Raw genomic sequence first — 25,565 nt, 5'->3', positions numbered from 1 at the left:
CCACCCGGGCCTTGACGGCGTTTGCCTGTCAGGCAGGAGTTACTGCTGCTGCGCGCCGCCGCCGCCCTGGCCCGGGGCACCACCCTGTCCCTGGCCCATGCGGCCCCGCATTTCCTGCTGGATGCTGCGGAATTCCTCGATCAGCTGGTCGGTCTCGGGATCCTGCTCCCGCATGGCCTCCATGAGGTCATTCTGGAACGCCTCCTGGGCCTCGACCACTTCCTCGTCCTGCATGGCGGCCTGCTGGGCTTCCTGCAGCTGCTGCTGCGCCTGCCGCGCGTCCTGCAGCATCTGCTGCCGCTCCTCGTTGGAGAGATCCTCGTTCTGGATCTGGCTCTGGGCGTTCTCCAGGGTTTCCATGTTGGCGTTCGGGTCGTAACCCTCTTCTTCCATCTTCTGGATCACGAGCTCTTCCAGCTCTTCACGCTGGGACTGAAGCCCGGGGTTCTCGTCCAGCGCCTTCTGCTGGGCCTCCGCCAGGCGCTGCTGGATCTGCTGCAGCCGCATCTGGGGGTTGCTATCCTGCCCTTGGCCTTGGCCCTGACCCTGGCCCTGACTCGACTGCGCAGCCACGCTCCCGGCGAACGCCAGTGCAAAAGCGGCCACCAGCACCCGCAGTGCTCCCTTACCAGTCATCTGAAATCGCATAATCGGCTCTTCTCCTGTACACGGCCTCAATACGGGCCATTGTCGCGCTCTATCAGTCAGTGCCCGGTCCACAGGCTGCGCCGCAATCGGCGCCGGGCCATCAGGCCAGCGTTCGTGAACCAAGGCACTAGCCTAGCAGCCCTTTTCCGAAACCTGTCAATCTGACCAGCCTCCGGCTAGCGGCCTCATGGGCTCTGACGAGCAGATGCGGCACAGGTTCCGCGGAATCGATCAATTTTCTCACCGGACTCGGTAAAGGAAACGCTGAACCAGTCCCGCGTGCCGCTGCGCGCCGCAGCGGTGCTCTGGCAAGGCAGCGTTCGCCGTGAATGGCCGCCGCCCTTTACAAGAACGCCAACGCCGTCCGGAGCGCCGCTGCGGCGCGCCCTGCGGGGCCGAGCGGGGCGAACGGTTCAGCGTTTCCTAAACGCCGGAGACTTGCCGCCGGACCGCAACCGGGCGTATGCTCCCGCGGCCCGGCTGCACCGGGACGAGCCCCACGTTCAGCCTCTTCAGTCACCGCCGCGTCCAGCCACCGGGGCATCCGCCCGCCGACCGGCAGCCCAAGCAGGAAACGCGCGCCATGACCGCATTGTCTCTGCAGAACGTCACCAAGACCTACAAGGGCGGCGTGACCGCCCTGCGGGACGTCAGCCTGGACGTCCCCGAAGGCGACTTCTTCGGCCTGCTCGGCCCCAACGGCGCCGGCAAGTCCACCATGATCGGCATCATCAGCTCCCTGGTCGAGCGCTCCTCCGGCCGGGTCCAGGTATTCGGATACGACCTGCACGCCCAGCCCTGGGAGGCCAAGACCCGGCTCGGCCTGGTACCCCAGGAGTTCAATTTCAACGGCTTCGAGACCGTCGAGCAGATCGTGCTCAACCAGGCCGGCTACTACGGCATCCCGCGCCGCCGGGCACGCCAGCGCACCGAGCGCTACCTGCGTCAGCTCGGCCTCTGGGATAAGCGCCGGGATGCCGCGCGGACGCTCTCCGGGGGCATGAAGCGGCGCCTGATGATCGCCCGCGCCCTCGTCCACGAGCCGCCCCTGCTGATCCTGGACGAGCCGACGGCCGGCGTGGACATCGAGCTGCGACGCTCCATGTGGCAGTTCCTGCGGGAGATCAACGCCCGCGGCACCACCATCATCCTGACCACGCACTACCTGGAGGAAGCGGAGACGCTGTGCCGCCAGATCGCCATTATCGACGAGGGCCAGATCATCGAGAACACCGGCACGCAGGCACTGCTCAACCGGCTCAGCAGCCATGCCTTCATTCTCGACACCACCGGCGATCTCGAGCGGGCTCCCGGCATCCCCGACTACAGCATCGAGCAGCTCGACGGTGGACGGCTCGAGGTCGAGATCCACGACCACCAGTCGCTCACCGATCTGTTCCGGGTGCTCGCCGAGCACGGCATCACCGTGGTCAGCATGCGCAACAAGGCCAATCGCCTGGAGGAGCTGTTCCTGCGGCTGGTCGAGGACAACGGCTCCGGCGACGGCCGCGACCGCACGGATGAACCGCCGCGGGAAACCGCCTGACCATCCGTCCCGAACTGCGCCCGCGCGCCCTGTCGGCAAGCCGCGCAGCGGCGCCGAAACCTGACACCATTCCCTGAAAGGTTCGTAGCAAGCATGTACTGGAGACAATCACTGGTCGCCCTTCAGACCATTGCCCACAAAGAGGTGCACCGCTTCCTGCGGATCTGGGCGCAAACCCTCCTGCCGCCGGCGATCACCATGTCGCTGTACTTCGTCATCTTCGGCAATCTGATCGGGCCGCGCATCGGACCCATGGAAGGCTATACCTACATGGACTTCATCGTGCCCGGCGTCATCATGATCGCCGTGATCACCAATTCCTACGGCAACGTGGTGTCGTCGTTCTTCGGGGCCAAGTTTCAGCGCCATATCGAAGAGCTCATGGTCTCCCCGACGCCGAGTCTCGTCATTCTTGCCGGCTACGTTTCCGGCGGGGTCGGCCGGGGGCTTCTGACCGGCCTCATTGTTACCATCGTTGCGGCGTTCTTTACCGATCTGAAGATCTACAGCGTAGGGGTTCTCATTTCGGTGGTCTTCCTGACCTCGGTGCTCTTTTCGCTGGCCGGATTCGTCAACGCCATCTTCGCGCGCAAGTTCGACGACATCGCGATCATCCCGACGTTCGTTCTCACGCCGCTGACCTACCTGGGCGGGGTGTTCTACTCCATTTCCCTGCTGCCGGATTTCTGGCGGGCCGTCTCCATGGCCAACCCGGTTCTCTATATGGTCAACGCTTTCCGCTACGGATTTCTCGGCACGTCGGATATCGACATCTGGATTGCCTACGGGATTATCGGCGTGTTCATTATCCTGCTGGGAACGCTCAGCCTGGTGCTCCTGCACCGCGGCGTCGGGCTGCGGGGATAGCCGGCAGCCCTTGGTGCGCACCGTGTTCCGGGAAACACTGACCAGCGCGCTCAGTGTTTCCCTTGAGCCGCAACGCGGGCGGGCTCAGCCTACCCGGAGCTCGTCCAGGGAGCGCCCTTTGGCTTCCCATTCCTTGACCCAGGCGGGCTTGCGTCCACGGCCGGACCAGCCCTTGTTCGGGTCCTCCGGATGACGGAAACGGACGGTTCCGGAACCGCTGCTGGGCTTGGCGGCACCGGCGGGTACCAGATCGGAAACGGAAAGACCGTACTTCTCGGCCACCTGTTTCAGCTCTTTCTGCGCTTCCTTGACATCCTGCCGACGGCGCTTCTTGAGTTCCTTGTCGATATCCTTTTTCAGCTGATTCAGATCCGGGGTACTGTATTTGGTCAAGTCCATTGTTGCTCCTTTTACACACTAGGTGGTTGATTGAGGTATCGCATCGGCAGCAGCCCGATCCTTCCGGAAAAGACAGCCTCGCCGCGCGTGGACAAAGACAATAATTGAAAGTTTCGATTTCTTCAAATGCAACAAATTCCCCGATGTTTTCCTGAACGAACCGTTTGGAGAAACACTGAGCAATTCGCGCATGCTTCTGCGCGCCGAAGCAGCGTTCCTGCAAGGCAGGTCGCAGCGAACTCGGCCCCCATCCTTGTCTGGTATAGTGCCCGCCCGCGCAACGAATAACGGAGGCCGCCCATGGAAAACCAGGTTTCATCCGTTCCCGCCGTACTGACCGTGGAGCTGGACCTGGAATCCGCGGCACAGGGTGAGCCGCCTCCCGGCCCTCTCGCCTGGGAGGAGGCCGATCGCCTGTGCTGGGCGCTCGCGGAAGACCTCCAGCGCATCCTGGGCCCGCTGAACGAGTACGGCTTCGTCGTCCTGGGCGGGCTCTACGACCTCACGGAGATCCTGCGCCCGGGGCTGCCCATGGTGGACATCCTGTCCGAGCTGTACCGGCGCAGCCTCCCGGATACACGCTTCCAGCCCCAGGTCATGGCCATCGGCACCCGGGGAGAGGAGTTCCCCATTCCCGCGATCGCCCCGCAATGCCGACCGGGCTCGGGACCGTTGCTGGCCATTCCGTTCCTGCTCCTGGGCGAACCGGAGGCCATGGACCGGCTGAGCACGCGGCTGGAGAAGGACCTCCTGGAGAAGGGGCGGGCATCGTTGCGCACGGGACAGCTTGTCCAGGACAGCTTCGGCATTACGGCGCTGAACCTGTCTTTCGCCACCTTCAACGACCTCTGTGCCCTGATGAAGGTCCAGCTGGACAACGCCGGCTTCGGCCCGTTGTGGGAGCTGCTGGAAGCGGCGCTGTTCACCGACCGGCCGCCGGCGCGGGCGCAATTGCCGGAGGGCAACCTGTTCCTGGTGGAGGGCACCGAGGCCTTCACCCGGTTCCTCACCTTCAGCCAGTGGCGGCGTCACTGCCCGAACAGCCAGGACCCGGCGGCGGACTACGCCCGTTTTCACCAGTTGCAGCGCCAGTACAGCGCGGGGCTGGCAGCCCATGGCCTGTCCGTGGCCATCGTCGAGGACAGCGACGAGCTCGCCGGCGAGGACATCCACCAGGCCCTGGCGGCCGCGCGCATGCACGCCATGCCGGCGGACACCGAAGAGGTCAACGAGGTGGTGGTCGACGCCGGCTCGTGGGAGCAGCTGGCCGGCATCAGCCTCACCGAGCACAGCCGGCCCGGCCTGGGTCCGGTGGCCTACACGGTGGTGGCGCGGTCGGGGACCGACCAGGTCCTGTACTACGCCAACCAGTACCCGCTGACCCCCGAGGCCATCCCGCGGATCCGCGGGCACTGGCAGGAGGCTGCGGCCGAGCAAGGCCTCGAGCTGGAGCTCATCCAGCCCGGCGACATTCTCCACGGGCCCGATGCCGCCCAGCTGGTTCCTTGGCCGGAGGCCGTGGGCGCCGGCCACTGACCCGCCGGAGCCCCCGGCATGGCACGCACGATCCGGCAGGCCCTGCTCGCCGTCATCGTTGCCGGCGTGTGCCTGGACACCCTGGTCTACAGCCTGGTCGTCCCCATGCTGCCCCGCCTGGGGACGGAGCTGGGCTTCGGCCAGACGGGCGCGGGCGTTCTCCTGGGCAGCTATGCCGCGGGCCTGTGCGTCGCCACGCCGGCCATCGGCCTGGGGATCCGGCGCTGGGGCTATCGGCTGCCCCTGATCGGGGGCATTGGCGGCCTGGCCCTGGTCATGGTGCTGTTCCTGGTGGCGGACACCTTCGGCGTGATGGTCCTGGCGCGCACGCTCCAGGGCGCCACCTCGGGGGCCACCTGGACCGCGGGCCTGGCGGTCATCGCCGACCAGTGGCCGGCCCGCGAGCGCGGCCGCCTCATGGGACTGGTCATGACCGGTTTCTCCGTGGGGCTGATGGCCGGACCGCCCCTGGGCGGGTTCATGAGCGACTGGCTCGGCGTCACCGCCGCCTTCGTCCTCCCGGCCCTGGCGGCCCTCGCGATCACGGTGGCCGCCGCCGCGGTGCTGGTCCGGGTTCATCCCGGCGATACGGCCCCGGATGCGCCTGTCGCGCAGCTGGTCACGGATCCGGGCATTCTCGGCCTGGCGGCGGTGGTGGCCGCCGTCGCCGCCGTCATGGGCCTGCTGGAGCCGACGCTGCCGCTGTACCTGGAGGCACGCTTCGACGCCAGCGCCGGCACCATCGGTATTCTGTTCGGCCTGATCGCCGTTGCCTTCGGTCTCGGCTCGCCGCTGGCCGGCTACAGCGCGGATCGCTGGGGCACTGTTGCCACCATCCGCCGCGGGGCGCTGCCCCTGGTGATACTGCTGCCCCTGTTCGCGCTCGCGCCCGGGGCATGGTGGACGGCCCCGCTGTTCGCCGGCACGGGCCTGGCCTGCGCCGTGGCCATGGGGCCGGCCCTGCCCGGACTGGCCGCCCGCGTGGACCAGCATGACGGCCAGTCCTACGCGGTCGCCTATGCCATCTTCAACCTGGCCTTCGCCATCGGTCTGCTCATCGGCCCGGTCGCCGGCGCGGGCATCACGGCGCTCGCGGGATTGCTGCCCACGCTGCTACTGACCGCGGCCCTCATCGCCATCAGCCTTCCGGCGCTGCGCCGCCTGGGCTGGCTCGAGGGGCTCTAGCAACCCACTCGCGCCCTGCTTGGCGCGACATCGGGCAGCACGGCGATCAAGGCGCGTGCCAACCGCACCCTAGGGATTGACGAAGCAGTGGCTCCAGGCGCCGCCGGCGTCCGCCTCGTAGCGCTCGCGCCGGTGGAGCCGGCCGTCGCCGGCGGACCAGAACTCCATGAACTGCGGGTCCACCCGGTAGCCGGACCAATGCGGCGGCCGCGGTACCGTGACGCCCTCGTACTCGCGCTCCAGCTCGGCCACGCGTTCCGCCAGCACCTCCGGGCTCTCCAGCGGCCGCGACTGCTCCGAGGCCCAGGCGCCGATCTGGCTCAGCCGGGGACGCGAGGCAAAATAGGCGTCCGCCTCCTCGTCGCCGACATCGGTCACCGTTCCTTCCACCAGGACCTGCAGCCCCAGCGGCGGCCAGTAGAAGCACAGCGCCGCCCGCGGGTTCGCTGCCAGATGCTGGCCCTTGCGGCTGCGGCGATTGGTATAGAAGACGAACCCGCGCTCATCGACCTGCTTGAGAAGCACCGTACGCGCGGCCGGCTGCCCGTGCGGGCTGACCGTCGACAGGGTCATGGCGGTGGCGTCGGCGATGGACTCGCAGTCACGCGCCTGGTCGAACCAGTCGCGGAAACGCTGGATGGCTTCATTGCGCAGATTCATCATCGCTCCTCTCGTCCCCCGCACGGGCTGTCACGCGAACCTTCAGGCCTTCCACCGAGAGCACATCCACCCGGTCTCCCCGGCGGATCTCGCCGCCGCCCTCCTGCACGGCGTTCCAGAGCTCGCCCAGGATGCGTACCTTGCCCTGGCTGTCGCGGAAGTCCATCGCCGCGACGGCCGGCTCCTGGGTCATCTGCTCGGCCCCGGAGGCAATGCGCCGGCGGTGCGCCCGCAGGGCCATGGTAGCGATGCCGAAGATCACGAAGAAGCTGATCACGGACACGCCGAGCACCACCTCCAGGGACAGCTCGTAGGCCTCGACCCCGGTGTCCACCAGCAGCAGCGACCCCAGGACGAAGGCGATCACGCCGCCGATGCCCAGGATCCCGAAGCTGGGCATGAACGCCTCGCCCACCATGAACGCCGCGCCCAGCAGCATCAGCGCCAGGCCTGCGTAGTTGATGGGCAGCGCCTGGAACGCGAACAGCGCCATAAGGAGGCAGATGCTGCCGATCACGCCGGGCACCACGGCCCCCGGGTTGGCCAGCTCGAAGATGATGCCGTAGATGCCCACCAGCATCAGGATGTAGGCGACGTTGGGATTGGTGATGATGGCCAGGAGCTCAGTGCGCCAGTCGGGCTCCATCACCTCCAGCGACAGCCCTTCCGTCCGCAGGGTGATGCTGCCGGCACCGGTCTCCACCTCGCGGCCGTCGCTGCGGCTGAGCAGCTCGTCCTCGTCCGCCGCAATGAAATCGATGACGTTGCGCTCCTGCGCCTCCCGGGAGGTGATGCTGGCGGCACGCCGGACCGCCTCTTCCGCCCAGTCCGCATTGCGGCCCCGCATCTCCGCCAGCGAGCGGATGTAGGACACGGCGTCGTTGATCATCTTGCGTTCCATGGCCGACGACGGTTGCGGCACGTCGTCGCCGCCCCCGGCCTCATCGCCGCTGCCGGCACTGTCGCCGCCGGCGTCACCGCTGCCGCCGCCCCCGCCGCCGTCGCCTTCATCTTCGTTGCCGCCGTTGCCGTCCTGTTCGCCGGCGCTCTCGTCCCCGGTGTCCCCCGGATCATCCGTGCCCGGCATGCCGCCCCCCATCCGCACGGGCGTGGCCGCGCCGATGGTGGTCCCCGGCGCCATGGCGGCGACGTGGGAGGCGTAGACGATGTAGGTGCCGGCGCTCGTCGCCCGTGAGCCGCTCGGGGAGACGTACGTGGCCACGGGCACGGGCGACTCGATGATGGCCTGGATGATCTCCCGCATGGAGCTGTCCAGCCCGCCGGGGGTATTCATGCGCAGCACGACGATGCGCGCCCCGCGCTCGGCGGCACGATCCATGCCGCGGGTCACGTAGTCCACCGTCGCGGGGCCGATCACGCCCTCCACCTCCAGGATGTAGCCGCCCGGCTCATCCTGGGCGCGCCCCGCGGTCACCGCGAGGAACGTGATCAACACCAGTGCAAGAAGTCGCTTCATGGATACGGGCGCACCTGCGGCAGCCAGGGTGTGTAACCCAACATACCGCAGGTGCCCCGATGACACCACGCACGCGGCGCAGTGCGGCAGGGCCCCGGCCGGGACTACCCGGTCAGGGCGGAAATGATGCGGTCGCGGACCTCGTCGACCTCGCCGAGGCCGTCCACGGCCACGTACCGCGGCGCGTCCGGCTCGCCGCTGTCGGCGAGCTTGCGGTAGTACTCCACCAGCGGCCGGGTCTGCTCGTGGTAGACGTCGAGGCGCTTGCGCACGGTCTCTTCCCGGTCATCCTCACGCTGCACCAGGTCCTCGCCGGTGTCGTCATCCTTGCCCGGCACCCGGGGCGGATTGTGGTCCACGTGATACACGCGACCCGAGCCCGGGTGGACCCGGCGCCCCGCCATGCGCTGGACGATCTCCTCGTCGTCGACGCGGATCTCCACCACGAAGTCCAGCGGAATCGCTTCCTCACGGACGGCCTCGGCCTGGCCGATGGTGCGCGGGAAGCCGTCGAACAGGAAGCCGTTGGCGCAATCGGGCTTGGCGATGCGCTCCTTGACGACGCCAAGGATGATATCGTCGGAGACCAGGCCGCCGGAGCTCATGATCTTCTCCGCTTCCTTGCCCAGCGGCGTACCCTCTTTCACCGCGGCGCGCAGCATGTCGCCCGTGGAGATCTGCGGGATGCCGAAATGCTCGCAGATGAAGCCGGCCTGGGTTCCTTTGCCCGCGCCCGGCGGGCCCAATAGAATGATGCGCATGAATCAAGTGCCTCCTCACTCCAATTTTAGAAAAGAATTCTTCCCGGCGCCGATCCATGCATCCAGGCTCGCACTCGACGACGGCATCACCCGACGGAGGCACCCGAACACGATGGCTCACCGACGCCCTGCAGTGGCCGCGAGCACTACGAACCGGGCCCGCAGCGTGCCTGTCCGATCGGTATGCCGGGCGGTTTGCCCGCCCGAATGGTTTCTGTGGCGGTGGGCGCTGCGCGCAGTGGCTGCCCGGAACCGGGCCGTGATCACGGCCCTGGGCCTGCTGGTTTTGTCGGCAGTGAGCGTATCACCGGCCCATGCCGACTGCAACGCGGACCCCGGCGCGGGCGTCAACTGGGCCGGCTGCGACAAGCGCAACGCCGAGCTCAGTGATGCCGACCTGCGGCGCGCCCTGCTCCAGCGCATCGACCTCTCCGGCGCGAACCTGGAGGGCGCGATCATGGAGAACGCGGTGGTCACGGATGCAACGCTGGAAGGCGTGACCCTGACCCGCGGGCGCCTGCGCGGAGCGGATTTCGGCGCCTCGCGGATGCCCCGGGCGCGCATGGACGACGCCAACCTCCACGGCGCCCGGTTCGTATCGGCGACGCTGCCGGAGGCGAACTTCTCCGGGGCCGATCTGAGCGACGCGCGCCTGGACTCCGCGGACCTCACGGCTGCCCTGTTCCAGGCAACCGATCTCTCGGGGAGCAGCTTCTACAACGCCGAGCTCCAGGGCGCCGATTTCACGGATGCGGTGGCGCCGAAAGCCCGGTTCGGCCGCGCCAACCTGGTGGGGGCGCGTTTCCGCGGCGCCGACCTGACCGGCGTGAACCTCGCGCACGCCAACCTCGAGAACGCGGACTTCCGCAACGCCGACCTGCAGGAGGCCAACCTCGAAGGTGCCGCGCTTGCCGATGCCGATTTCACCGGCGCCAATCTCAAGGAAGCAACACTGGAGAACGCGGCTACCCAGGGCACCATCTTCGACGACGCCGAGCTGGGCGGCAGCACCTGGATCGACGGCAGCTACTGCCGGCGGGGCAGTATCGGCACCTGCGAATGACCTAATGGCCTGCAATCCGCGGGTTACAGCACGCTAGGGGGCCGTCCACCGGAAGGTCTGGTCGGTCACCCGGCCGCCGGCGGCGTCGAAGGTCTGCTCGCGGACCTCCACGGCCCCGTCCACGCCCAGCAGCACGGCCGTGGACGCGCGGGTACCGTACTCGGGGCTGACGATGAAGGGGCTGGAGAGCAGGCGCTCCCAGTCCCGGGGCACGCCGGTATCCGGGAGGTCCTCGTCGGCGGCCGGGCGGCGGTCCATGAACGGCGCCAGCAGGGCGTCCGTGGTCAACGGCCCGGAGGCGGACAGAATCCCCTCCACGGCCCGCCGCACCCGCACCAGCTTGGGCCAGGGCGTGTCCAGCAGCCCGTTGCTCAGGCCGTGGAGGCCGGGGGCGAGTCGCTCGGCCGGGCCGTGCCGGTTGGAGTAGTAGTACCAGGCACGGCGATCCCCCCAGAGCAGGTTGAAGCCGTTGTACCTCGCACCACCGGCCTCGATGTCGCGACCGAACCCTTCCATGTCCGCCGCGGCAAGGGCGTCCAGCACCAGCGCACCGCGGGACAGGGCATCCGTGCGGTGCAGCTCCGGATCCCGGTAGTTGGTCACCGTGGCCGCCCGCCCCGCCGGGGTCACCCCCAGCCATGTCCCGCCGGCGGACCGGTCGCGGCCGGCCAGCACCCGGGGCGACGGCCACCAGTGCATGGCATCCGCGGGGCGGGCGTGGAACTCGTCCCGGTTGCCCACCAGGATGACCGGGTACGCCGGGTGGGCATCCAGGGCCAGCACGACCAGGCACATGGCGGCTACTCCGCGTCGGACCCCGAGTCCAGCGCCCGGAGCCGGTAGCGTGTCAGGTGGCCGTCGTCGGTGAGCACGTAGACGGCCTCGCCGTCACTGACCGGCGCCTCGCTGATAGGGGTGTCGTCGCGCACGGCGACGCGGCCGAGGATCCGGCCGTCCTTCCGGGAGAGCACCGTCAGGCGCCCGCGATCGTCGCCGAAGACCACGAAGTCCCCGTGGACCGCCGGCGGTGAGGCCTCCAGGCCCTCGGTATCGTTCTGGCGCCAGATGGCCGCGCCCGTGCGTCGATCCACGGCCCATATGCGGCCGCGCTCGCCGGCCACGTAGACCCGCTCGTCATCGACGGCGAGGCCGGCATGGGATGACAGCTCCCGGTCCCAGGCCGTCTCGCCGCTCCGCAGGTCCACCGCAGCGAGCACACCACGGTAGGCGACGGCGTACACGACACCGTCGCGAACCACGGGGGTAGCGTCCACGTCCCGCATGCGATCCAGGTCGGCGCTGCCCCGGGGATCGGACAGGGTTACCTCCCAGGCCGCCTCACCGGTGGTCACGTCCAGTGCCTTGAGCACGCCGTTGTCGAAGCCGACCAGCACGCGGCCGCCGCCGCGCACCGGATCGCCGGTCCCGCGCAGGGTCAGCGACGGCACGCTGGTGTCGTGCACCCAGCGCTGGGCGCCCGTATCCGCGTCGAATCCGTAGACACGGCCGTCGGCGCTGCGCACCACGACCCGGTTGTCGCCCACGGACGGCACCGCCAGGACCTCGCTGCTGACCCGGGCCTGCCAGCGCTGCTCGCCGTCCGGGGCCTCCATCGCGATCACGCGCCCCGAGCGCGTACCGACAACCACCAGGTCGCCGTGGATCCCCGGGCCGCCGCTGACGACGCCCTCCTCGACGCGCATGCGCCACTCACGGCGCCCGTCGTCCGGGGCGTGGGCACGGATCCAGCCGCGGTGATCCGCCACCAGGATACGGCCGTCGACCAGCACCGGCGGCAGGGCGTCCCCGGCCGTCGCCTGGCCGTAGCTGACGTGGCGTTGCCAGGACCTGCTCACGGAGACCTCGGGCGTCGTATCGCGCAGCTCGTCAGCGGGCTGGGGCGCCTCCGGCGTCGAGCCGCACCCGGCCAGGACCAGCGCCACCGCGACAACGACCAGCCACCTCACGCCGGCACCTCCCCGCCGACCTCACGGAGCTTGCGCTCGATGAGCGTCCTGCGCATCTGCGGCACGCCGTCGGCGCCAAGCGCCGCCTCGTAGGCACTGCGTGCCTGCTCGGCCTCTCCGCGAGCCGCGTAGATATCGCCGCGGAGCTCGTGGTACCGGCCCTCGTAGGGACCCTGATCGGCATCCTCGAGAACCGCCAGGGCTTCGTCCAGACGGTCCTGGCCATAGAGCACCTGGGCGCGGCGCAGCCGGGCAAGGTCGCGGAACGCCTTGTCGGCGGCGTTCTCGGTAACCCAGGCAAGCGTCTCCGCCGCCGCATCGGGATCATCCTGGCTGATGTGGTAGTCCGCCAGCTGCAGGCCGGCCATGGCGGCATAGGCGGAGTCGGCGTGATTCTCCATCACGCGCTCGCCGCGGCGCGCCACGGTTTCCGCATCCGTGTCCGTGTCCCGGGCCTCCATGAACTGCATGTAGGCGGAGGCGGCCGCCTCGGCCTGGCGTTCCTGGTAGGCGCCCCACTGCTGCCAGCCCACCACGCCGCCGACCGCGATGATCACGCCGGCGATGACCGCGCGCCCATTCTCGCGCCACCAGTTCTGCAGCTTCTCGAGTTGTTCCTCGTCACTCATATCGTGGTCCCCGGGGCCGTTCCCATATCCAGCTCCTGCAGTGTCGTCACCAGCTCGGCCCGCGGCAGCGTTCGCTGCTCGCCGCCCGAGCGCAGATCCTTCAGGCCCACCTCGCCGCGTGCCGCCTCCTCCTCGCCGAGGATCACCGCGAAGCGGGCCCCCGCCCGGTCCGCCCGGCGGAACTGGCTCTTGAAGCCGCCGCCGCCGCAGTGGGTCATCACACGCAGACCCGGCAGGGCGTCCCGAAGTTCCTCGGCGATGATCAGGGCCTCGCGGCCGGCGGCCTCCCCCGCCACCACGAGGTAGACATCGGGGGCCGGCGCCGCCGGCGCCGCGCCGGCATCCTGGAGCAGCGCCACCAGCCGCTCGATGCCCAGGGCGAAACCGATGGCCGGCGTCGGGCGCCCGCCGATCTGCTCCACCAGACCGTCGTAGCGACCGCCGGCGCAGACGGTCCCCTGGGCGCCGAGCCGGTCGGTCACCCACTCGAAGACGGTACGGCCATAGTAGTCCAGACCCCGGACCAGCTGCGGGTTGACGGTATAGGAAACGCCGGCCCGGTCCAGCATGGCGCAGAGCTCCCGGAAATGGGCGCGGCTGTCGTCATCGATCCAGTCCGCCAGCGCCGGAGCATCGGCCAGCAGGGCGCGGGTATCCGGATCCTTGGTGTCGAGAATGCGCAGAGGGTTGGTGGCGAGCCGCCGGCGGCTGTCGTCGTCCAGGCGATCCTCGTAGCCCCGTAGGTAGGCCACCAGGGCCTCGCGGTACGCTGCACGCGCTTCCGGCGTTCCCAGGGTATTGAGCTCCAGGCGGATATCCTCCAGGCCGATGTCGCGCAGCATGCGCGCGGCCAGCAGGATGACCTCGGCATCGATATCCGGCCCGGGGAGGCCGAACACTTCCACGCCCACCTGGTTGAACTGGCGGTAGCGGCCCTTCTGCGGACGCTCGTGGCGGAACATGCTGCCGGCGTACCACAGCCGGGGCTGGCGGTTGTGCAGCAGGCCGTGCTGGATACCGGCGCGGACGCAGCCGGCCGTGCCCTCGGGCCGCAGGCTCAGGCTCTCGCCGTTGCGGTCCTCGAAGGTGTACATCTCCTTTTCGACGATATCCGTCACTTCGCCGATGGAGCGCGAGAACAGCTCCGTCTTCTCCAGCAGCGGCAGGCGGATCTCCTCGTAGCCGTAGCGCTCCAGCGTGGCGCGCAGGCGATCCTCCACGAACTGCCATACGGGTGTGTCCACCGGCAGGACGTCGCCAAAGCCGCGCACGGACTGAATGGAATTGGCCAATCAACCTCCCTTGCCCGGCCTGTACGCGGGCGACCTCGATTCGCGGAAAGGCGCCGGCATCCGGACACGGCTGCCCGACGATGCGGAGCGCCGGGTTCAGGGCACCTCGACCCGGACGACCCGGCCGGGATCCTCGCTGCCCAGATCCACTTCGCTGCCGTCGAAGAAGACGTCCACCTGGGTGACATCACCGATGACCACCGAGAACGGCGCCTCCCCTTCCAGGGTCTGCCGTCCTTCCTCCCGGATGAGGCCGTACAGGAGCCGCTCGCCCCGGGCATCCGTGATCTCCACCCAGGACGGGCCCGAGAAATCGAGCTCCAGCTCCTGCGGCTCCGCCGGCGGCGGTTCGGACCCTGATTCGCCGGTCTCTTCCGCCGCCGAGGCCATGGACTCCCCGGCAGCGGAGCCGGCCTCCTCCAGCTCTTCGGCCGGACTCCCGACATCCGGCGCATCCGGACCGGTTTCCAGGCTCTCCGGTGTCAGGTCGTCCGGGCTCGCCAGGCCGTCCGCGGGGGCGTCGAGCGTCCCACCGCCCGGCGCCGTCAGGCCCTCACCGGCACCGGCCTCGGAATCGGGTTCGGATTCGTCCGCTGCGCCGTCGTCCCCCGGCCCGCCTTCCAGCGCCAGGTCGTCGGACCGGGCCGGATCGCCCTCTTCCTGGTCCGGCGCCGGTGCTTGTTCCACGGTGCCGGTGGCCGCTTCGGCGGGCTCGCCGGCAACATCACCGGTATCCCGCTCACCGCCCGCCTCGCGACGCTCATCCCCGGGCTGATCGTCGTCACCCGGCCCATCGGCGATCTCCCCGGGCGCCGGCCCGGTGTCACCGCCTTCGGGCTCCGCCGGGGCGGCCTCGTCGGCGGTGATGTCCCGGGACTCCCCGGTCTCCTCGGACGACCAGAAGGACAGCCCGGCCACGGACGACGGCAGCGCGCGATCGGCCAGCCACCAGCCGGCCCCGGCGACGAGCGCCACAACGACCACGGCGATGCCGGTGCGGGCAAGGAGGCGCGGCATCTGGGGGGCGGTCTGCACCGGCCCGGATACCCGCAGGGGCGGATCCTTCTCGCGGGTACTCTGGAGAGCCCCGAGATGCTGATCGATGATGGCCGGGTCGACTTCCACCAGGCGCGCGTATGTACGCACGTAGCCGGTGGTGAAGGGGGCGGGCGGCAGGGCGTCCCAGTCCTCCGCCTCCATCGCGGTAATGGTCGACTCCGACAGATGCAGCGCCTCCGCGGCATCGCGCGGGCTCATGCCCTTGTCCACGCGCGCTGCATGCAACGCGGCCCCGAGGCCGGGGCCGGAAGGACGCTGGGTTGCCTCCTCGGGAGCGTCTTCAGTCATCGCGGTCCAGCCGCTGCAGGGTCCGGTTCTGTTCGGAGTCGGGATACTGGGAGCGCAGTCTCAGCGCATAGCTGGCCGCCTCGTCCTGGTTGCCCAGTGCCCGGGCAATACGCACCCCCAGGAGCAGGCTCGCGGCGTTCTGTCTGCCGTTGTCGGCGAAGCGCTGGTAGTAACCGCGCGCCGAGGTGTACTCGCCCTGCTCGTAGCGCAGCTGCGCAAGCCGGCGCAGGGCCGGCGCGAAGTTCGGCCGCTGCTCCACCGCGCGGCGCAGGTACTCGTCGGCCTTGTCCGTACGACCCGCACGCAGCGCACACAGGCCGGCGTTGGACAGCGCCAGGTGCTTGCGCTCGTAGAGCGGATCGTTGATGGCCTTGCGGAACTGCTCGTCCGCCTCCTCGTAGCGCTCCTGGTTGCACAGGAAACGCCCGTAGTTGTTGTGCACGGACGGCTGCTCGTCGCCCAGGCGCAGCGCCCGGCGGAAGTGGCGGTCCGCCTTGTCGTGGTCGTCCAGGCGCTCGGACAGGACCGCCATGGCGGCGTGGGCCTCGGCATTGCGGCTGTCCTGCTCCAGCGCCTTGTTCAGCGCCTGGCTGGCCTGGTTCAGGTTGTCCTGCTGCAGATAGTTGATGCCGAGCTGGGTGTTGATCCGCGCCGCTTCCTGGCGCTCGCCCCCGGTCGCGCAACCGGTGAGCACGGCGGCGGCCATCACCAGTGTCAGCAAAAGCCTGGGAGTCATGCCCCGGTCACCTGCTCGCGTCGTGCCCGCTTCTCCTGGCGGCGCGTTCGGTCGGCCACCTTGCCCACCAGCTGCCCGCAGGCCCCGTCGATATCGTCGCCGCGGGTCTTGCGGGTGGTGGCCACCAGCCCGGCATCGCTGAGAATGCGGGCGAAGGCGCGGATCCGGGCATCGCTGGAACGCCGGTACGGCGCCTCCGGGAACGGATTGAACGGGATCAGGTTGACCTTGGAGGGGATGTCCCCGAGCAGGTCCACCAGCTCCCGTGCATGTGCGTCCGTGTCGTTGACACCGTCCAGCATCACGTACTCCCAGGTGATGCTGCGATGGGGCTTGTCGGCGATGTAGCGCCGGCACGCGGCCAGCAGCTCGGCAATGGGGTACTTGCGATTGATCGGCACCAGCTCGTTGCGCAGCTCGTCATTGGGCGCGTGCAGCGACACCGCGAGGCTGACGTCGCTGACCTCGGTCAGCCGGTCCAGATAGGGGATCACACCGGAAGTACTCAGGGTCACGCGGCGCTTGGACAGCCCGTACGCGTGGTCGTCCTTCATGAGCTCGGAGGCGGGCACCACGTTCTTGAAGTTGAGCAGGGGCTCGCCCATGCCCATGAACACCACGTTGGTAACCTGCCGCCCCTCGCCCTCGCGCTCGAGGATGCGGTTGACGTACCACAGCTGGCCGATGATCTCCGCGGTGGACAGATTGCGGTTGAAGCCCTGGTAGCCGGTGGAGCAGAAGCTGCACTCCAGGGCGCACCCGACCTGGGAGGAGATGCACAGGGTCTCCCGGTTCTTCTCGGGGATGAGCACGGCCTCGATGGCGTTGGAGCCGTCCAGCCGCAGCAGCCACTTGCGCGTGCCGTCCTCGGAGTTCTGGTCCATCACCGCCTCGGGCACGCGCACCTCGGCCTCGTCCGCCAGCCGGGCCCGCAGGGCCTTGCTGAGGTCGGTCATGGCTTCGAAATCGGTCACGCCCCGGCCGTGGACCCACTTGAGAATCTGGGACGCACGGAAGGGCTTTTCGCCCATTTCGGCGAAAAACCCTTCCAGCCCCTTGCGGTCGAGGCCCAGCAGATTCAGCTTCTGCGGAGCCTCACCCGCCGCCGGGGCGTTCTCGGCGACAACCTTAACGGGAACAGATTTCATCGGCCTGGAAGAAGAACTCGATTTCCTGCGCCGCTGTCTCGGGGGAATCCGAGCCGTGGGCGGCGTTGGCGTCGATGCTCTCCGCGTAGTCGTGGCGAATGGTCCCGGCCAGGGCTTCCTGGGGGTTGGTGGCGCCCATGATCTCGCGATTCTTGCGGATGGCGTCCTCGCCCTCGAGCACCTGCACCATGATCGGCCCGGACGTCATGAACTCCACCAGGGCATTGAAAAAGGGGCGGTCCTTGTGCACCGCGTAGAACCCTTCGGCCTGCTCGCGGCCGAGGTGCATCATGCGCGCGGCGACGACGCGCAGGCCGGCCTTCTCGAAACGGGTATAGAGCTCGCCGATCACGTTCTTGGCAACGGCATCGGGCTTGACAATGGACAGGGTGCGTTCAACGGCCATCCGGCAACTCCGTGGATCTGGGTAAGTGTGACTGTCATGGTGCGGCGACCGCCGGCGTCTCTGCATCAGCCATGCTGCCGCCGAAAAACGGCGCTTAGTCTAACGCCTGCAGCATGGAGCGGCAATTTACCCGTACCGCCGGGTCGTCCCATCGCACACCGCCGCCACCTTCCCCGCCGGGGCCGCGTCACACCGTGAAACTCTCGCCGCACCCGCACATGTCGCGGACGTTGGGGTTGCGGAAGTCGAAGCGCTGGTTCAGCCCGTCGCGCACGAAGTCCACCTCCATGCCTTCCAGGAACGGCAGGCTCTTGCGGCTGATCACCACGCGGACGCCGTGCTGCTCGTAGACGAGATCGCTCTCGCCGACCTCGTCCGCATAGTCGACGATGTACATGAAGCCGGAGCACCCGCTGGTGCGCACCCCCACACGCAGGCTGTGGTCACGCCCTTCCCGCTCGGCGTTGGCCTTGACATGTCGTGCCGCCGCTTCCGTCAACTGGATCGTCATGGACCGCTACCTCCGATCACCCGTGTCGTTCCAGATCCGCCAGGGCCGCCTTGCAGGCATCCTCCACCAGCAACACCCCGGAGACCGACTCCGCCGGCAACTCCAGGGTTTCACTGATGGCCAGGGCCGTCCAGCCGCGAGCGTCATCGACCGGCGCCCCGGTCAGCTGCTCGGACAGCCAGCTCGCCGCGGCAATCACCGCCGGCGGGCCGAGGCATTCCCAGCACGCCTGCCGGATACGCCCCTGATCATCGCTGATGATCTGAAACACGACTTCTATCCCGGATTGTACATCACCGGCGGTGCCCGTGCCGACCGATGCACCGACGCCCCGAAGCCCGGAGGCGTTGCGCGGCGCGCGGTAGTGCTCCCTTGCCGTGCCCTGCAGTTCCACGGTTTACTAACCTTCCCGGTTGGACGGCTGCGCCGGCTCGGGGTTCCGCCGGTAGAGGGCTTCCAGCGACGTTCCCGACCGATAGCGCCGCCACGCCGGCGAGAACGCGCGCAGCCGCCGCACGGCGTCCTCGACCCGGTCCGCGGCCCGGTCCACGTCCGCCTCCGTGGTCCAGCGGCCCAGGCTGAAGCGCAGGCTGCTGTGCGCCAGGGCATCCGGAACCCCGAGTGCGCGCAGGACATGGGACGGGCCGCGCGCCGACGAGCTGCAGGCCGAGCCGGCCGATACCCCCAGCCCCTCCAGCTCCGCCTGCAGCGCATCGCCGTGGACGCAGCCGAAGCTCATGTTGAGTATGTGCGGGCTGCCATCGTCCTGGCCGTTCACCACCACCCCGTCCAGCGCCAGGAGCCGGTCGCGCAGGGATCGTCGCAGCGTTCGCAGCCCAGGGGCCTCGGTTTCGGGGCCGTCCTGCGCCAGCTCGCACGCCCGGCCCATGCCGGCGATCAGGTGCGGGGCGAGGGTTCCCGGGCGCCGGCCGCCCTGCTGGCCGCCCCCGTGCAGCAGCGGCGCCAGCCGCACCCGCGGCCGGCGGCGTACCCAGAGCGCGCCCACGCCCTTGGGGCCGTAGATCTTGTGGGCGGACAGCGAAAGCAGGTCTACGCCCCAGGCATCGACCCGGATGGGCAGGCGGCCGGCGCTCTGGGCGGCATCGACGTGGAAGCGCGCGGGGTGATCCGCCAGAGCCGCGCCGATGCCGGCGATATCCTGCACCGTGCCGATCTCGTTGTTCACGTGCATGACCGACACCAGCACGGTGTCCTCGGTCACTGCGGCGCGCACCGCCTCCGGCGTCACGCGGCCATCCGCCTCCGGGGTGAGCAGCGTCACGTGCATGCCCTCGCGGCGCAGTTGCTCCAGGGGCTCGAGCACCGCGGCATGCTCGGTGCGCACGCTCACCACGTGATCGCCGCGGCCCCGCTCTCGGGCGAACCGGGCGCACCCCAGGATGGCCAGGTTGTCCGCCTCGGTGGCGCCGGAGGTCCACACGACACCGGCCGGATCGCCGCCGATGAGCGCGCCCACCTGCCCGGCGGCATCCGCGACCAGGGCCTCGGCGGCCCGCCCCCATGGGTGCCGGGAGGAGGGATTGCCGAATACGCCCTCGCGGCCGAGGCAGTCCGTCATCGCCGCCATCACCCGGTGGTCCACCGGCGTGGTGGCGGCGTAGTCGAGATACGGCAGCTCAGCGGGCGTGGTCACCGGTGCCGTCGCCCTCCCCCGCCTGCTCCGTGACGGTTTCCCGGCCCGGCTCCTGCTCCGGCTCCTGGCCGTTCTCGAACGGCGTGCAGTCCAGGTCGGGGATGCGGGCATCCGGCAGGCGCCCGCCCAGCTCCTGGACCGCCCGGCACATCTCCACCAGGCGCTCGTCGGTCACGTGGATATGGTCGAGAATGGAGTTGATGGCCTGGCTGACCGGGTCCGGCATGTCGGTGGTGCCGTAGGCATCGAAGCCGATCTTGCGCGCCGTGGCCTGGCGCTGCGGCGTCTTCTCCTCCCGCTGGCCGGCCATGCGCGCCGGAATGCCCACCATGGTGGCGCCCTCGGGCACATCCTTGATGACCACGGCGTTGGAGCCCACCCGCGCTCCGCTGCCGACGTGCACCGGCCCGAGCACCTTGGCGCCGGCGCCCACCACCACGTCGTCGCCCAGGCTGGGGTGGCGCTTGCCCGGCTCCAGGGTCGTGCCGCCCAGGGTCACGCCGTGGTAGAGGGTGCAGTCGTCACCGATCTCCGCGGTCTCGCCGATGACCACGCCCATGCCGTGGTCGATGAAGAACCGCCGGCCGATCCGCGCCCCGGGATGGATCTCGATGCCGGTGATCCAGCGTGCGAACAGGGAGACGAACCGAGCCAGCCAGCGCAGCCGCCAGCCCCACAAGCGATGGCAGAGCCGGTGCCACAGCAACGCGTGCAGGCCCGGGTAGCAGGTGAGCACCTCGAAGGCGTTGCGGGCCGCGGGGTCACGCTCGAAGACGCAACGGATATCCTCTCGAATACGCGCAAACATGGGGTATGTCCTTGTCCGGAATAAGCGGGATCGAGCCTGTCGTGACGATTGACACGACTTCAGCGACAGCGACGACAGTCGCAGCTACAGGAGGGGCGGCAACAGAGCCAGTGCGTGAATCCGGTCATGGGACTGGATATATTAGCCAATTCCGTGCACCGGGGACAATCAGTAACGTCCCGGATCCGCCAGCGACTTCTCCACGTGCGCCAGGATCCCCCGCAGGATCTGGACCTCGTTGTGGTCGAGCGCAGCCCGGCCGAAGAGCAGGCGCAGCCGTCGCATGAGCGCCCGGGGGTTGTCCGGGTCGAGGAAATCGATGCGCATCAGTACGCGTTCCAGGTGCTCGTAGAGGCGCTCCATGTCGTCGGCGGCCGCCGGCGGCCACTCCGAGCGCGCCGCCTGCGGGCGGACCCCGGCGCGGTCCGCCATGCGCAGCTCGTAGGCCATGACCTGCACGGAGGCCGCCAGGTTCAGGGAGCTGTAGCCGGGATTCGCGGGAATGTTGACCAGGCGCTGGCAGCGGTCCAGCTCGGCGTTGGTCAGCCCGGTGCGCTCACGCCCGAACAGGATGGCCACAGGCCGCTCGCCGGCCTCCGCCAGCAGCTCTTCGGCCGCCTCCCGCGGGTCCTGCACCGGGCAGGACAGCGATCGCTGCCGGGCGGACAGCCCCACCACCAGGGTGGCACCGGCGAGCGCCTCGTCCAGGGTCGCGTGCACCCGCGCGGCCGCCACCACGTCATCGGCGCCGGAGGCCATGGTGGCGGCATCCTCGTGGGGGAACTGCCGGGGCGCGACCAGGTGCAGGTCGGTCAGCCCCATGGTCTTCATGGCCCGCGCAGCGGCGCCGACGTTCGCCGCCAGCGACGGCGCCACCAGGACCACGCGGATGTTCTCGGGGTGCATCATCTCTCCCAGGCCAGGCTCAAAGCCCCACAGTGTAATCGAGAATCCGGGGGCAGCGGTGCAGGTGCAGGGCATCGGGGCCGGGGGCGGATCATGATTGGGGCGACTAGCGGAGCCCCGCCGCGCAGGCCGTCCGGCCCCGATGCCCTGCAACCCCCCGCCGGCCGGCGACGCGCAGTTCAACGCCGCCCGCAGACCTGTTATTCTCCCGCACCACTTCGTACCCGGCGGACCTGTCACCATGAACCCGATGCTCAATATCGCCGTGCGCGCCGCCCGCAGCGCCGGCAACGTGATTGTTCGCTCCCTGGACAGGCTGGACCGCGTGCGGGTCGAGTCCAAGGGCCTGAACGACTACGTCAGCGACGTCGACCGCACCGCCGAGCAGGAGATCATCGGCACGCTCCGGCAGGCCTATCCCGACCACGAGTTCCTCGGCGAGGAAGGCGGCAGCCAGGGCAAGTCCGACTACGTGTGGATCATCGACCCCCTGGACGGGACCACCAACTTCATCTACGGCCTGCCGCATTTCGCCGTATCCATCGCCCTCCAGCACCGGGGACGGCTGGAGGTGGGCGTCATCTACGACCCCGTCCGCCAGGAGCTTTTTACCGCCACCCGCGGCAACGGCGCCACCCTGGATGATCACCGCATCCGGGTTCGCAACCACAAGAGCATCGAGGGCCGGCTCCTGGCCACCGGCTTCCCCTTCCGCCAGCCCCGGCACATGGACGCGTACATGAACCAGTTCCAGGCCGTGATCCGCCGGGCCGGGGACCTGCGCCGCGCCGGCTCCGCCGCACTGGATCTCGCCTACGTCGCCGCCGGGCGCCTGGACGGCTACTGGGAGCTCGGCCTCAAGCCGTGGGACATCGCCGCCGGCGCCCTGATCGTGCGCGAGGCCGGGGGCGTGGTCGCCGACTTCAACGGCGAGGAACGGTACATGGACAACGGCAACGTCGTCGCCGGCAACCCCAAGCTCTTCCACGACCTCCTCCAGGAAATCCGGCCCCACTGCACCGAACCCCTGCTCAAGGGCTAAGTGTCCCGGGGTGTCCGCGGCCGGCGGCATCGGGCTATGCTGTGCCGGTCCGAATCCAGCCCCGAGGAGGAGCCACCATCATGTGGAGAGCACTCGCCCTGGCCGGGCTTATCCTGGCCGCGGAAGCCGCCGTCGCCGAGGCCGGCGGCGGGCACGCCGTCACCTTCATGTACCACCGCTTCGGGGAAAGCGACTACTCCGCCACCAATGTCACGCTGGAGCAGTTCCGGGCGCACCTGGACTACCTGGACGAGAAGGACTACAACGTCTGGCCCCTGCGGCGGATCGTCGAGCATGTCGACAACGGCGAGCCCCTGCCCGAGCGCACCGTGGCCATCACCATCGACGACGCCTACCGCTCCGTCTACGAGGAAGCCTATCCGCTGCTGGAGGACAAGGGGTTTCCGTACACGGTGTTCGTCGCCACCGAGCCGGTGGACATCGGCCTGTCCGGGTACATGACCTGGGACCAGATGCGCGAGATGCAGCAGGACGGCAACGCCACCTTCGCCAATCACACCGCCAGTCACGACTACCTGGTCCGCCGGGGCGAGGACGAATCCGACGCCGCCTACCGCGAGCGCCTGCGCGACGACATCACCAAGGCCCGCGAGCGGCTGGAGGACGAGCTCGGCAGTGAGGGGACGATTCCCGACCTGTTCGCCTATCCCTACGGCGAGTACAACCGCACCGTCGCCGAGGTCGTGCGGGAGCTGGGCTATGTCGGCGTCGGTCAGCACAGCGGCGCCATCGGTCGCCACAGCGACCTGCGCGCCCTGCCCCGCTATCCCATGGCCGAGATGTACGCCGACATGGAAGGCTTCCGCGAGAAGGCACGGACACTGGCGTTGCCGGTGACCGAGCTGGAGCCGTGGGATCCGGTGGCGGCGAACAAGTCGAACCCGCCGCGCCTGCGCGTGACCCTGGCGGAAAGCGATGCCCGGCTGGATCAGCTGGCCTGCTTCGTGGGCCTCCAGGGCCAGGTCGACGTCGAGTGGGTCGACCGCGACGCGCGCATCTTCGAGGTGCAGCCGCCGGAGGCGCTCTCCGAGGGCCGCACCCGGTACAACTGCACGGCGCCGTCGCCGGAGCGCGGCCGGTTCTACTGGTTCAGCCAGCAGTGGGTGATCCTGCCCGACTGAACCGCACGGCCCGGGCGGGCGGCGGCGCAGCACCAGGGGCTATTACTTGCCCCCTGTGGCCCCCATGTCCGCCAGGGCCTGCCGGGCGCGGCGCCCGGCCTCGGAATCCGACTGTGCCGCGGCCCGGTAGTGCCGGACCGCTTCCTGCCGGTTGCCGAGCTGGCGCTCGGCGTTGCCCAGGTAGTAGTGGGCGTCGGCGGTGGGCAGCAGCTCCAGGCTGCGCCGCAGGTCCTCCCGGGCGCCGGCGGCGTTGCCCAGCTGCTCCCGCATCATGCCGCGCCGCAGGTGGTGATAGAACCAGCCGTCATCCCGCGCCAGGGCATTCCCGTACGCCTCCTCGGCGGCCTTCATGTCACCGTCCGTCGCGCGCACGTCGCCGAGCAGCGCATGGAAGATCGCCTCGCCCGACTCCATTTCCAGCGCCTCGCGGGCCTTGTTCCGCGCCGTGTCCACGTCGCCGTTACGCAGCGCCTCGCGACCCTCGTCGTAGGCGGCGTAGGCCGGCTCCAGGCGCTCGATGGTGGCGATCTGCTCCTGGTACCGCTGCCGGCCCCATTCGCCCCCGCTCCCCAGCTCCCGGAGCATGCGGCGATTGTTCTCGACGCGCTCCGGGCTGGGCGGGTGCGAGGCGAACAGCCCCTGGGCGAAACCGCCGCCGCCCCCGCGCTCCTCGGAAATGCGCACGAAGGTCTGCTGCAGCTCCACCGCCGCCTCCGGGTCGTAACCGGCCCGGTCCATGTAGATCATGCCGTAGCGGTCCGCCTCGCGCTCTGCTTCCCGCGAGTAGCGCGCACTGATGAGCTGGGCACCGACGCCGCCCGCCATCAGCGCCACGGCGGTATACTCCTGGCGCTCCGTCGCCGCCCCCACGGCCAGCCCGCCGGCCATGACGGCGCCCTGCAGAAGGACCTGCTGGGACTGACGCTGGGCACCGTGGCGCGCGGCGGCGTGCACCACCTCGTGACCGAGAACGGCGGCGAGCTCGGCCTCGGAGTCCATCTCCGTGAGCAGGCCGCGGTTCACCGCGATCTTGCCCCCCGGCAGCGCCCAGGCATTGGGCACCGAATTGTTCAGCACCGTGAACTCGTACGGCAGGTCGCGGTCGGCCTCCGCCGCCACGCGCTGCCCCACGTCCTGGACATAGTCGACGAGCCCCGGATCCAGGACGTACTCACCCCCCTGCGCCTGGCGCATGGGGCCATAGTTCTCCTCGCCGATCTGGCGCTCCCAGTCCTCGCCCACCAGGCTGAGCTCCCGCTCGCCGGTGACGGGGTTGACCGCGCAGCCGGCAAGCGCCAGCGCGGCCAGGCACAGTCCCAACAGTCGTCGCCACACGTGAGTCTCTCCCTGCGTTGCTGCCGGCCGCCCCCGACCGGCGCGCCCGTGATACTCCGTGCACGATGATACCCCCGGCGCACCCGGCCATGCAGCAGGCCACTGTGTCGGCGGCCCCGCGGACTGCCCCGGTGTCAGAAGGGCCGCCGGATCCGGTGGCCGGTGCGCTGGCGGGCAATATTGATACGCAGGGCGCGGCCGTCGAGTTCATGGCCGTTGAGCGCCTCGATCGCGGCATCCGCCGCGGCGGCCTCCATCTCCACGAAACCGAAGCCTCGCGGGCGCCCCGAGTCGCGATCGGTGATCAGCTTTACCGAGCGCACCTCCCCGTGGGGCTGGAACAGGGCGCGGATGTCGTCCTCCGACGAGGTAAAGGGCAGGTTGCCTACATAGATTGTCTTGTGCACGCCGTACTCTCCCATGAACCCGGCCCCAGCGCGGCAACCGGGCACGCCCCGTCCGGGGCCTCATGGAAAGTAATGGCTCAGCTCCACAACGGC

27 protein-coding genes are annotated in these 25,565 nt (G+C 69.3%); 7 read left to right on the top strand and 20 right to left on the bottom strand.

All coding sequences use genetic code 11. The features are described 5' to 3' along the window. Positions 1-39: 39 nt before the first annotated feature. Positions 40-648, bottom strand: a complete 609-nt coding sequence (locus tag QWY84_RS09890; protein ID WP_435372976.1) for a hypothetical protein — start codon at positions 646-648, stop codon at positions 40-42. A gap of 583 nt (positions 649-1,231) precedes the next feature. On the opposite strand from QWY84_RS09890, the gene QWY84_RS09885 reads away from it, so the two are divergent. Then, complete coding sequence (locus tag QWY84_RS09885; RefSeq protein WP_290202421.1) at positions 1,232-2,194, top strand: ABC transporter ATP-binding protein; 963 nt, start codon at positions 1,232-1,234, stop codon at positions 2,192-2,194. Positions 2,195-2,287: 93 nt separating this feature from the next. Further along, a complete protein-coding gene (locus QWY84_RS09880; protein ID WP_290202420.1) occupies positions 2,288-3,061 on the top strand; it encodes an ABC transporter permease in 774 nt (257 codons plus the stop codon). Positions 3,062-3,145: 84 nt separating this feature from the next. Here the strand turns inward: QWY84_RS09880 and QWY84_RS09875 are convergent, their stop codons facing one another. Next, positions 3,146-3,460, bottom strand: coding sequence for an H-NS histone family protein (locus QWY84_RS09875; protein WP_290202419.1), 315 nt, complete (start codon positions 3,458-3,460; stop codon positions 3,146-3,148). A 300-nt stretch (positions 3,461-3,760) separates the two neighbouring features. Here QWY84_RS09875 and QWY84_RS09870 point away from each other — a divergent pair, with 300 nt between their 5' ends. Then, positions 3,761-4,996: a hypothetical protein gene (locus QWY84_RS09870; protein ID WP_290202418.1), complete on the top strand. Its 1,236-nt coding sequence runs from the start codon at positions 3,761-3,763 to the stop codon at positions 4,994-4,996. Positions 4,997-5,014: 18 nt separating this feature from the next. Continuing rightward, positions 5,015-6,181, top strand: a complete 1,167-nt coding sequence (locus QWY84_RS09865) for an MFS transporter (RefSeq protein ID WP_290202417.1) — start codon at positions 5,015-5,017, stop codon at positions 6,179-6,181. A 69-nt stretch (positions 6,182-6,250) separates the two neighbouring features. Here QWY84_RS09865 and pdxH read toward each other — a convergent pair whose 3' ends face one another. The 3 genes from pdxH to adk form a co-directional block, all read right to left on the bottom strand. Continuing rightward, complete coding sequence (gene pdxH, locus QWY84_RS09860) at positions 6,251-6,841, bottom strand: pyridoxamine 5'-phosphate oxidase (protein WP_290202416.1); 591 nt, start codon at positions 6,839-6,841, stop codon at positions 6,251-6,253. Beyond that, complete coding sequence (locus QWY84_RS09855; RefSeq protein ID WP_290202415.1) at positions 6,825-8,318, bottom strand: NfeD family protein; 1,494 nt, start codon at positions 8,316-8,318, stop codon at positions 6,825-6,827. The genes pdxH and QWY84_RS09855 overlap by 17 nt, the downstream gene beginning before the upstream one ends. A gap of 104 nt (positions 8,319-8,422) precedes the next feature. Beyond that, positions 8,423-9,079, bottom strand: coding sequence for an adenylate kinase (adk, locus tag QWY84_RS09850; RefSeq protein ID WP_290202414.1), 657 nt, complete (start codon positions 9,077-9,079; stop codon positions 8,423-8,425). Positions 9,080-9,338: 259 nt separating this feature from the next. On the opposite strand from adk, the gene QWY84_RS09845 reads away from it, so the two are divergent. Continuing rightward, positions 9,339-10,142, top strand: a complete 804-nt coding sequence (locus QWY84_RS09845; RefSeq protein WP_290202413.1) for a pentapeptide repeat-containing protein — start codon at positions 9,339-9,341, stop codon at positions 10,140-10,142. Between the two features lie 33 nt (positions 10,143-10,175). On the opposite strand, the gene QWY84_RS09840 is transcribed toward QWY84_RS09845, so the two are convergent. The 13 genes from QWY84_RS09840 to QWY84_RS09780 all read right to left on the bottom strand — a co-directional run bounded on the left by QWY84_RS09840 (position 10,176) and on the right by QWY84_RS09780 (position 21,549). Then, on the bottom strand, positions 10,176-10,937 hold the full coding sequence (locus tag QWY84_RS09840; RefSeq protein ID WP_290202412.1) for an NRDE family protein: 762 nt from the start codon (positions 10,935-10,937) through the stop codon (positions 10,176-10,178). Between the two features lie 5 nt (positions 10,938-10,942). Continuing rightward, positions 10,943-12,109 carry an outer membrane protein assembly factor BamB gene (gene bamB / locus QWY84_RS09835; RefSeq protein WP_290202411.1) on the bottom strand — a complete coding sequence of 389 codons (1,167 nt, stop codon included), beginning with the start codon at positions 12,107-12,109 and terminating at the stop codon, positions 10,943-10,945. After that, positions 12,106-12,738, bottom strand: coding sequence for a YfgM family protein (locus QWY84_RS09830; RefSeq protein WP_290202410.1), 633 nt, complete (start codon positions 12,736-12,738; stop codon positions 12,106-12,108). Before QWY84_RS09830 ends, bamB begins: the two co-directional genes overlap by 4 nt. Further along, positions 12,735-14,030 (bottom strand): histidine--tRNA ligase, encoded by a 1,296-nt coding sequence (gene hisS, locus QWY84_RS09825; RefSeq protein ID WP_290202409.1) that lies wholly within the window; start codon positions 14,028-14,030, stop codon positions 12,735-12,737. Before hisS ends, QWY84_RS09830 begins: the two co-directional genes overlap by 4 nt. A gap of 96 nt (positions 14,031-14,126) precedes the next feature. Beyond that, positions 14,127-15,377, bottom strand: a complete 1,251-nt coding sequence (locus QWY84_RS09820; protein WP_290202408.1) for a RodZ domain-containing protein — start codon at positions 15,375-15,377, stop codon at positions 14,127-14,129. Next, positions 15,370-16,113 carry a type IV pilus biogenesis/stability protein PilW gene (gene pilW, locus QWY84_RS09815; RefSeq protein ID WP_290202407.1) on the bottom strand — a complete coding sequence of 248 codons (744 nt, stop codon included), beginning with the start codon at positions 16,111-16,113 and terminating at the stop codon, positions 15,370-15,372. The genes QWY84_RS09820 and pilW overlap by 8 nt, the downstream gene beginning before the upstream one ends. Continuing rightward, a complete protein-coding gene (gene rlmN, locus QWY84_RS09810) occupies positions 16,110-17,195 on the bottom strand; it encodes a dual-specificity RNA methyltransferase RlmN (protein WP_435372985.1) in 1,086 nt (361 codons plus the stop codon). Before rlmN ends, pilW begins: the two co-directional genes overlap by 4 nt. A 46-nt stretch (positions 17,196-17,241) precedes the next feature. Continuing rightward, positions 17,242-17,667: a nucleoside-diphosphate kinase gene (gene ndk, locus QWY84_RS09805; protein ID WP_290202405.1), complete on the bottom strand. Its 426-nt coding sequence runs from the start codon at positions 17,665-17,667 to the stop codon at positions 17,242-17,244. A gap of 187 nt (positions 17,668-17,854) precedes the next feature. Then, positions 17,855-18,178: a HesB/IscA family protein gene (locus QWY84_RS09800; RefSeq protein ID WP_290202404.1), complete on the bottom strand. Its 324-nt coding sequence runs from the start codon at positions 18,176-18,178 to the stop codon at positions 17,855-17,857. 16 nt (positions 18,179-18,194) lie between these two features. After that, positions 18,195-18,572: an iron-sulfur cluster assembly scaffold protein gene (locus QWY84_RS09795; protein ID WP_290202403.1), complete on the bottom strand. Its 378-nt coding sequence runs from the start codon at positions 18,570-18,572 to the stop codon at positions 18,195-18,197. A 6-nt stretch (positions 18,573-18,578) separates the two neighbouring features. Continuing rightward, positions 18,579-19,832, bottom strand: coding sequence for an aminotransferase class V-fold PLP-dependent enzyme (locus tag QWY84_RS09790; RefSeq protein ID WP_290202402.1), 1,254 nt, complete (start codon positions 19,830-19,832; stop codon positions 18,579-18,581). Then, positions 19,816-20,640 carry a serine O-acetyltransferase gene (gene cysE / locus QWY84_RS09785; protein ID WP_290202401.1) on the bottom strand — a complete coding sequence of 275 codons (825 nt, stop codon included), beginning with the start codon at positions 20,638-20,640 and terminating at the stop codon, positions 19,816-19,818. Before cysE ends, QWY84_RS09790 begins: the two co-directional genes overlap by 17 nt. A 168-nt stretch (positions 20,641-20,808) precedes the next feature. Beyond that, entirely contained in the window at positions 20,809-21,549 is a 741-nt protein-coding gene (locus QWY84_RS09780; RefSeq protein ID WP_290202400.1) for an RNA methyltransferase, read from the bottom strand. A 238-nt stretch (positions 21,550-21,787) separates the two neighbouring features. Here QWY84_RS09780 and suhB point away from each other — a divergent pair, with 238 nt between their 5' ends. Next, entirely contained in the window at positions 21,788-22,588 is an 801-nt protein-coding gene (suhB, locus tag QWY84_RS09775) for an inositol-1-monophosphatase (RefSeq protein ID WP_290202399.1), read from the top strand. 80 nt (positions 22,589-22,668) lie between these two features. After that, complete coding sequence (locus QWY84_RS09770; RefSeq protein ID WP_290202398.1) at positions 22,669-23,730, top strand: polysaccharide deacetylase family protein; 1,062 nt, start codon at positions 22,669-22,671, stop codon at positions 23,728-23,730. Positions 23,731-23,772: 42 nt separating this feature from the next. On the opposite strand, the gene QWY84_RS09765 is transcribed toward QWY84_RS09770, so the two are convergent. Both QWY84_RS09765 and QWY84_RS09760 read right to left on the bottom strand, forming a co-directional pair. Further along, positions 23,773-25,065, bottom strand: a complete 1,293-nt coding sequence (locus tag QWY84_RS09765) for a M48 family metalloprotease (RefSeq protein ID WP_290202397.1) — start codon at positions 25,063-25,065, stop codon at positions 23,773-23,775. A gap of 134 nt (positions 25,066-25,199) precedes the next feature. Beyond that, positions 25,200-25,472 carry an RNA recognition motif domain-containing protein gene (locus QWY84_RS09760; protein WP_290202396.1) on the bottom strand — a complete coding sequence of 91 codons (273 nt, stop codon included), beginning with the start codon at positions 25,470-25,472 and terminating at the stop codon, positions 25,200-25,202. Positions 25,473-25,565: the final 93 nt, after the last annotated feature.

Source organism: Aquisalimonas lutea, assembly GCF_030409225.1.
Lineage (GTDB): Bacteria > Pseudomonadota > Gammaproteobacteria > Nitrococcales > Aquisalimonadaceae > Aquisalimonas > Aquisalimonas lutea.
Note: the sequence above shows the minus strand (reverse complement) of the source record. Positions and strands in the feature narration are given on the sequence as shown.

Coding starts and splice junctions, on each gene's coding strand:
- QWY84_RS09890 (WP_435372976.1), bottom strand. CDS start 648: ATGCGATTTCAGATGACTGGTAAGGGAGCACTGCGGGTGCTGGTGGCC.
- adk (WP_290202414.1), bottom strand. CDS start 9,079: ATGCGCATCATTCTATTGGGCCCGCCGGGCGCGGGCAAAGGAACCCAG.
- QWY84_RS09855 (WP_290202415.1), bottom strand. CDS start 8,318: ATGAAGCGACTTCTTGCACTGGTGTTGATCACGTTCCTCGCGGTGACC.
- QWY84_RS09800 (WP_290202404.1), bottom strand. CDS start 18,178: ATGACGATCCAGTTGACGGAAGCGGCGGCACGACATGTCAAGGCCAAC.
- QWY84_RS09770 (WP_290202398.1), top strand. CDS start 22,669: ATGTGGAGAGCACTCGCCCTGGCCGGGCTTATCCTGGCCGCGGAAGCC.
- QWY84_RS09870 (WP_290202418.1), top strand. CDS start 3,761: ATGGAAAACCAGGTTTCATCCGTTCCCGCCGTACTGACCGTGGAGCTG.
- ndk (WP_290202405.1), bottom strand. CDS start 17,667: ATGGCCGTTGAACGCACCCTGTCCATTGTCAAGCCCGATGCCGTTGCC.
- QWY84_RS09875 (WP_290202419.1), bottom strand. CDS start 3,460: ATGGACTTGACCAAATACAGTACCCCGGATCTGAATCAGCTGAAAAAG.
- suhB (WP_290202399.1), top strand. CDS start 21,788: ATGAACCCGATGCTCAATATCGCCGTGCGCGCCGCCCGCAGCGCCGGC.
- QWY84_RS09880 (WP_290202420.1), top strand. CDS start 2,288: ATGTACTGGAGACAATCACTGGTCGCCCTTCAGACCATTGCCCACAAA.
- QWY84_RS09830 (WP_290202410.1), bottom strand. CDS start 12,738: ATGAGTGACGAGGAACAACTCGAGAAGCTGCAGAACTGGTGGCGCGAG.
- QWY84_RS09780 (WP_290202400.1), bottom strand. CDS start 21,549: ATGATGCACCCCGAGAACATCCGCGTGGTCCTGGTGGCGCCGTCGCTG.
- QWY84_RS09865 (WP_290202417.1), top strand. CDS start 5,015: ATGGCACGCACGATCCGGCAGGCCCTGCTCGCCGTCATCGTTGCCGGC.
- pdxH (WP_290202416.1), bottom strand. CDS start 6,841: ATGAATCTGCGCAATGAAGCCATCCAGCGTTTCCGCGACTGGTTCGAC.
- QWY84_RS09840 (WP_290202412.1), bottom strand. CDS start 10,937: ATGTGCCTGGTCGTGCTGGCCCTGGATGCCCACCCGGCGTACCCGGTC.
- pilW (WP_290202407.1), bottom strand. CDS start 16,113: ATGACTCCCAGGCTTTTGCTGACACTGGTGATGGCCGCCGCCGTGCTC.
- QWY84_RS09820 (WP_290202408.1), bottom strand. CDS start 15,377: ATGACTGAAGACGCTCCCGAGGAGGCAACCCAGCGTCCTTCCGGCCCC.
- QWY84_RS09885 (WP_290202421.1), top strand. CDS start 1,232: ATGACCGCATTGTCTCTGCAGAACGTCACCAAGACCTACAAGGGCGGC.
- cysE (WP_290202401.1), bottom strand. CDS start 20,640: ATGTTTGCGCGTATTCGAGAGGATATCCGTTGCGTCTTCGAGCGTGAC.